The sequence below is a fragment of the Actinophytocola sp. genome (genome assembly GCF_045807065.1).
Classification (GTDB): Bacteria; Actinomycetota; Actinomycetes; order Mycobacteriales; family Pseudonocardiaceae; genus Actinophytocola.
The window spans coordinates 1-5,589 of the sequence record NZ_JBJMIE010000763.1; the positions used below are offsets into that span (position 1 = coordinate 1).

The 5,589-nt window shown below is 71.6% G+C and carries 6 protein-coding genes and 1 pseudogene; 4 read left to right on the top strand and 3 right to left on the bottom strand.

The window, feature by feature from the left end; genetic code table 11:
* Nucleotides 1-34: 34 nt before the first annotated feature.
* The gene (locus ACJ73U_RS44530; RefSeq protein ID WP_407783838.1) at nucleotides 35-811 is read right to left on the bottom strand and encodes a lysozyme; all 777 of its coding nucleotides are present in this window, start codon (nucleotides 809-811) and stop codon (nucleotides 35-37) included.
* Nucleotides 812-1,244: 433 nt separating this feature from the next.
* Here ACJ73U_RS44530 and ACJ73U_RS44535 point away from each other — a divergent pair, with 433 nt between their 5' ends.
* Nucleotides 1,245-1,370 (top strand): hypothetical protein, encoded by a 126-nt coding sequence (locus ACJ73U_RS44535; protein WP_407783839.1) that lies wholly within the window; start codon nucleotides 1,245-1,247, stop codon nucleotides 1,368-1,370.
* Between the two features lie 764 nt (nucleotides 1,371-2,134).
* On the opposite strand, the gene ACJ73U_RS44540 is transcribed toward ACJ73U_RS44535, so the two are convergent.
* Nucleotides 2,135-2,401, bottom strand: a complete 267-nt coding sequence (locus ACJ73U_RS44540) for a hypothetical protein (protein ID WP_407783840.1) — start codon at nucleotides 2,399-2,401, stop codon at nucleotides 2,135-2,137.
* Nucleotides 2,402-2,872: 471 nt separating this feature from the next.
* Nucleotides 2,873-3,010: a hypothetical protein gene (locus tag ACJ73U_RS44545; RefSeq protein ID WP_407783841.1), complete on the bottom strand. Its 138-nt coding sequence runs from the start codon at nucleotides 3,008-3,010 to the stop codon at nucleotides 2,873-2,875.
* A gap of 30 nt (nucleotides 3,011-3,040) precedes the next feature.
* Between ACJ73U_RS44545 and ACJ73U_RS44550 the strand changes: the two genes are divergently transcribed.
* From ACJ73U_RS44550 to ACJ73U_RS44560, 3 genes and pseudogenes are all read left to right on the top strand, one after another.
* Nucleotides 3,041-3,271, top strand: a complete 231-nt coding sequence (locus ACJ73U_RS44550) for a hypothetical protein (RefSeq protein WP_407783842.1) — start codon at nucleotides 3,041-3,043, stop codon at nucleotides 3,269-3,271.
* Between the two features lie 43 nt (nucleotides 3,272-3,314).
* On the top strand, nucleotides 3,315-4,208 hold the full coding sequence (locus ACJ73U_RS44555; protein ID WP_407783843.1) for a thiopeptide-type bacteriocin biosynthesis protein: 894 nt from the start codon (nucleotides 3,315-3,317) through the stop codon (nucleotides 4,206-4,208).
* Nucleotides 4,198-5,589 (top strand): annotated as a pseudogene (locus ACJ73U_RS44560) (hypothetical protein); the annotation flags it as partial. The gene ACJ73U_RS44555 and the pseudogene ACJ73U_RS44560, both read left to right, overlap by 11 nt.

Genomic DNA, 5,589 nt, shown 5'->3' on the forward strand with positions numbered 1-5,589 from the left:
CCGGCCCAGCACGGGCCGGCCCTTCTGCTCACGGTCAGCCGAGGGCCAGTGCCTGCACCCTGCTGAGGTCGCCGTTGAACCGGTCCTGGTCACCGGGGAAGGTGCCGGAGTCGGCGTACTGCCAGATCGTCTGGTAGCTCCAGTTGTACGGCAGGGTGCCGACGCTCGAGGCGTAGCGGGCCACGAACAGCGGGTTGGTGGCGGAGAAGTCGCCCTTGTCGCCGGTGCACTCGGACCACCAGCTGGTCGCCGTGTAGATCACCGGCCAGCGCGTCGTCTTGGCGTGGTACTCGTTGCTGAACGCCTTGACCCAGGACACCATGGCGGACTGGCTCAGGCCGTAGCAGTCCCCACCCTGGTCGGCGGTGCCCCATTCGATGTCCAGCACGCCCGGCAGCGTCAGGCCGTCATCCGACCACGCGCCCCCGTGCGAGACGAAGTAGTCCGCCTGGGTCGCGGCGCCGGAGCTGTCGGGCCGCGCGTAGTGGTACGCGCCGCGGATGATGCCCTGGTTGTAGGCATCGAGGTAGTTGGTGCTGAAGTTGGGGTCGCGGTAGGTGGTGCCCTCGGTCGCCTTGATGTAGGCGAACTTGGCGCCGAGGGACTTGACGTTCGCCCAGTTGATCGTGCCCTGCCAGTGGCTCACGTCGAGCCCCGGCGTCTGGGTGGCGGTGACGGCGCCCGAGACCTTCTCGACCCCTTCGTGGGCGCGGATGCTCGCACCCATCTGGTGGTCGACCGTGATCGCCCGATCGGCCGGCACGGGCTCGGCCACGGCCGGCCCGACCGACCCGGCGAGCACCGCCGACATCGCGACGCCGACTCCGACAACGGATCTCCAGCTACGGAAAGACATCATCTTCAACCCTTCTGGACCCTCGCATGATCCGCGGGCGCAGGGTGCCCGCACGAGCAGTGTAGGGATAGATCACCAAAAGTCATATAGCTCGGTGAATAACTAACCAAGTCGGGCGGTGCCGGTCGCCCTATCCATGATCATCATGATCCACCTCCCGAACCGGGGCGGACACGAAATCGTCACACCGCAAGGCATCCCGGAACGTCCACTTAGGACTTTCGATGAAATGTGAGTGATCTTGAGAGTCACGGGGTAACCGTCGACTACCGGGAAAGTACCGCATCGTTGGGGTGAAGCCGTGTACGCGAACTGTTTGCACCAGAGTGAAAGTTTCGTCACCACTTCGATCGCACGGCGACGCCGTGTCCGCGCGGCCCGGCGTCGGGTGACCGCGCTGAGGGCACGACTGGCCGAGAACTGTGCCGCCACGAAGGTCGACCACGCCGCCGGTCGCGACGCGCAGGCGGCCATGCGGACCGACGCCGCGGGGACCGGGTTCCGGGACGCGTAGCGACCGCGTGGACGAACGCGTCGAGCACGGTGTCCTCGTCCCACGGCGACCTGCTGATCATGCCGGGCTGTTACCCCGGCACCGGCCCCGTCACGTCGCATCCAACCGACCTTGCCCCGATCGAGTGACGGGTCGCCCGGCGCCGGGCCTCGCCCGGGCAGGTGTTCCGACGGTCGTCGTCGCGCCGAGGAAATGCCCCGCCAATCAAGTGGTTACAACGCGACCCCCCAATTCCTGGGGTTACTGCCCGCTGCCACAAAGCGGCCGGGTCCCATTTCTCGACGTATCCGGCGGAGCCGGGTCACGAGAGTTCTCCTAGCAGGGCAGCCACCGCTGTCCGAGCGATGTGGAGAACCAACCGTGCCCCGCACGGACCGGGAGCGCGCGGATCGTCGGCAGCGCCGAGTTCTACGCCCGCTTCGCCCCCGGCGGCATCCCCACCCACGTCGTTCCGCGTCGCGTGGCAGACAGGACGTGCACTCCTCCCGCAAGGAGACCGAGGAGACGCGCACCGACCAGAACGCGATCAACGTCCTCCGCCGCCACGAGAACCTCGGGCTCGACGCCGCCTCGCCGGCTGATCACTGAAAACCCGGCTCGCCACGCGGTGGGTGCGGCCTCGCACGCTCGCTTCGCGGCGTCGGCGCGGCGCCACCCCACGCGGCATGAAGGGCGCGGTGGTCGTGCCTCGCAAGGACCTCGCCCGGGACGACACCTCGGCGCCTCCGATCTCGCCACGTGGTGAGATCGGAGGCGCCCGGTGATCACCCCTCCCTCGACCGCACGCGCCCGGTCACCTCACCGCCGGCCGGCGTGTGCCCGGCGGCGAGGTGCCGGGACCGCGTCGCGGTGTCGGCGGTCGAGGCACGGTCGGGCTGTCGAGTGCTGTCGGGGACATCGCTGGGTCCTTCCAGGAGGGCGGCGACGGTCCTGATGAGGCCGGCGGTGTCGAGACGATGGGTCGCGGCCAGTTCGACGAGCACCGGCGCGGGCGGGCTGCCCCAGCGGGGGCGCACACCGGAACTGGTCATCTACCCACCTTCGGAATTGGATAATTGAACCGCTGGCCGGTGGCGCGGCCATTTCGGAATACGCGTTATTACGGCACCGCACGGAATTGCGGTCCGCGAATGGACTCCACGATACGACGTGATCGCCGGATCTCAAGTTGACCAATGCGCGGACCCCGCGGGCTCATTCGAAAGACCGGGAAAGAACCTCGGCATCCCTACTCCCCGACCGGCGTGACCAGCAGTCTTCACAGAGGGGGGTTACCCGCCCCACGCTCCGCGAACACGCACGTCCGGGGGGTGCATGGCGACACGGAGCGTGGCCGGACACCGCGCCGGGCACCCTTGTCAGTGATTACGGAACAGCTAACGATTGACGTCCCCATTGCTTTTGTATTGATTCTTCGACCTGCCCGCGGCCGGTGTTACGTTCGTTTTGAAATGGTGGGGGCCAATACGGAGGACCGATGACCAACACGGTGCGACTGCCGGTCACGTCGAAAGCCCACCGTCCTGACGGCACTGGCCTGGGACCGGGCGTCCACGCAGGACCGGCGCGTGCTCCGCGCCCTGCACGGTGACCCGGGCCTCGATGAGGACGGCGCCGAGCTGGTCCGCAACCGGGACCACCGAGGAAAACCACACACACAAGGAGAAGAGATGTTCAGGAAGACCATCGTGGTGTCCGCACTCGCCGGTCTGCTCACCCTCGGCGCGGCCGGGGTCGCGTCCGCGGCCGACACCCCGACCGACGACTGGGTCCCCATCTTCTACTTCGGCAACTACTGCCAGCAGGCGGGTTCGAAGGGCGAGCAGGCGGGTGTGCTGACGCCGGGCGACTGGAAGTGCGACCACGGCTGGCTGATGGTGAAGGCACCGGAGTCGCACTGACGCGCACCTTCTCCCGTCCGAGCGGAGCCGAATGGAGGACGCCATGCCCGCACCCGTTGGTGAGGTGCTGCCCCGCGTGCCGGAGGAACGGTGCCCGGTGGGTGACCACTGGGTCCAGGTCGGTCTCGCACCCGATCACCGGCAGCCGAGGCGCACGCTTCTCGGCGAGCTCGCCGCACTGGTGCGGGACTGGCGGGCCGGCGGAGTCGTCGATGACTTCTTCTTCATGCACAAGCCGCCCGGCCTGCGGGTGCGGTTCGCGGCGGCACCCGGACGGACGCCGTTCCTGCGCGCCGAGGTCGACCGGCTGGCGGCCGGCTGGCGGGCGGACGGCCTCGTCGCCGGGGTCGAACCGGGGACCTACGTCCCGGAGACGCACCGGTTCGGCGGGGAGGCCGCGATGGACCACGTGCACCGGATGTTCACCGCGGACGCGGTGGCGTGGCTCGGCTTCCACGCCGGTGCCGCGACGGCACCCGCCTGGGCCCTGTCGTTCGTGCTGCTGCGCCAGGTGTTCGACGCGATGGGTCTCGGCGAGCGACGGGAGCGGGCGGTGTGGGCGGGGGTCGCCGGCGCGGGCCGGCTCGTGCCGGCGGAGGCACCCAGCACGGAGGCCGCGGGCAGGCGGCTGTGGCAGTGGTGGCGGCGGCCGGACGAGCTGCTGGCCGCACTGCCCGACGACGTCCGGCGCATCGCGGCCGCGCACGCGGCGGAGGTGTCCCCGCACGCCGCCGCGTGGGCGACCACCCTGCGCGGCGGGGACGGCGACACGGACAGCGACACGGAGAGCGACACGGAGAGCGGCGGGGAGGTGGCCGAGGCCGTGACGTGGTACGTGGTGTTCCACTGGAACCGGGCCGCGCTCTCCTTCGGCCGCCAGGCCCTGCTGACCGCGGCGCTCACCACCGGCGAGCGGGGCCGCGACCATGTGCGCTGACTTCCCGCCGACCGGACCCGCCGGCCTGCTGCGGGTCGCGGGCCTGCCCGTCGCCGTGCTGGCGCGCGCGGGAAACCCGGCGCTGTTCGACCGGATCCGCAGGCGCCAGCGGTCCGAGGTGGACTACGCGGAGTTCGCCGCCCGGCTCGCCACACAGCTGACCGAGACGTTCGTGCCGCACCCCGAGCTGCCCGCGCCAGTGCGCGGACTCGCGGTCGGGACCCGGCGGCTGCTGCAGCGCGGCCACCTGGTCGAGGCGGTCGACTGCCGCCGGCTCGCCGTGATCAACGTCGTGCTCGGCGGCCCGGACCGGCTCACGCACGACCTGCTCCGCGCGGCGGCCTGGGGACGTGACCTGCGTGCCGAGGACCGGCGGCTCACGGCGGCGATCGAGCAGGAGCACACGCGCCTGGCCACCGTGCCCTGGCAGCTCGTCAGCGGGTGTCCGGCCGCGCTGCGGGCCGTGGCCGACGCCGCGCCCGACCTGCTCGCCGAGATCCGCGCCCGGCTCGCCGGCGATCCGGAGTGGACGGGCAAGCGGATGCGACAGCGCGCGGACTACCTGCTCCGGATCCTCGCCAGGGCGGCGTGCAAGACCACCCCGCGCGGCTGGCTCGGGCACGTCGCGGTGGCACACGCCGGTCCGGGCCCCGCCGACCAGCTGCTCGTGCACGCGCGGGTCCAGGACTACGCCGTGCACACCGTCGCCAACATCGGCGAGCACCGCGACGCGCTGTCGGCCGGCGCCGACCTGCCCGACGCGTACCTGTCGATGCCGGCACTGCACTGGGTCGACGAGGACCGGCTGTCGTGCTGGGTCAACGCGCCGGACAACCCGGCGGGCGCGCGGATGGTGTGCGTGCGCAGGACGCAGCCGGTGGACGTCGTCCGCCAGGCGCTCGGCGGCGGGGCCGTGCGGGCCGGCGACGTGGCCGACCTGCTCGCGCCCACCGCGGACGGACAGGGCGTGGAGGTGGTCCGCCAGTTCCTGCACCACCTCGTGCGGCTCGGGGTCGTGCAGGCCTCGGCACGGCCGGCGGCCCGCCTGCGGGGCTGGTCCAGCGAGCCGCGCGCCGAGCACCGCGGGCGGCGGGACGGCTTCGTCGATGTCTACCGGCGCTGCGGCGGGCAGGTGCCGAGCGCGGCGCTCACCAGGCTCGGCGAGATCGTCGCCCAGGCCCGGCGCGTGCAGGCGGTCGTCACCCGGCCCGCGCCGGAACACCCGGTGCTCGCGCTCGTCGACGAGCACCCGCGCGCGGTGACCGACCTGGTCGCGCGGTTCCTCGACGGCCGGGCGCCCCAGCCGGTCGAGCGCCGGCACCCCTCCTGGTCGCCGCCGGAGCCGGGCACGCCGCACGCCGAGCTGTGCACGTGGCTCGCC

Excerpts from the sequence above, each read along its gene's own strand:
- ACJ73U_RS44530 (WP_407783838.1), bottom strand. The coding sequence starts at position 811 with ATGTCGGCGGTGCTCGCCGGGTCGGTCGGGCCGGCCGTGGCCGAGCCC.
- ACJ73U_RS44540 (WP_407783840.1), bottom strand. The coding sequence starts at position 2,401 with ATGACCAGTTCCGGTGTGCGCCCCCGCTGGGGCAGCCCGCCCGCGCCG.
- ACJ73U_RS44550 (WP_407783842.1), top strand. The coding sequence starts at position 3,041 with ATGTTCAGGAAGACCATCGTGGTGTCCGCACTCGCCGGTCTGCTCACC.
- ACJ73U_RS44555 (WP_407783843.1), top strand. The coding sequence starts at position 3,315 with ATGCCCGCACCCGTTGGTGAGGTGCTGCCCCGCGTGCCGGAGGAACGG.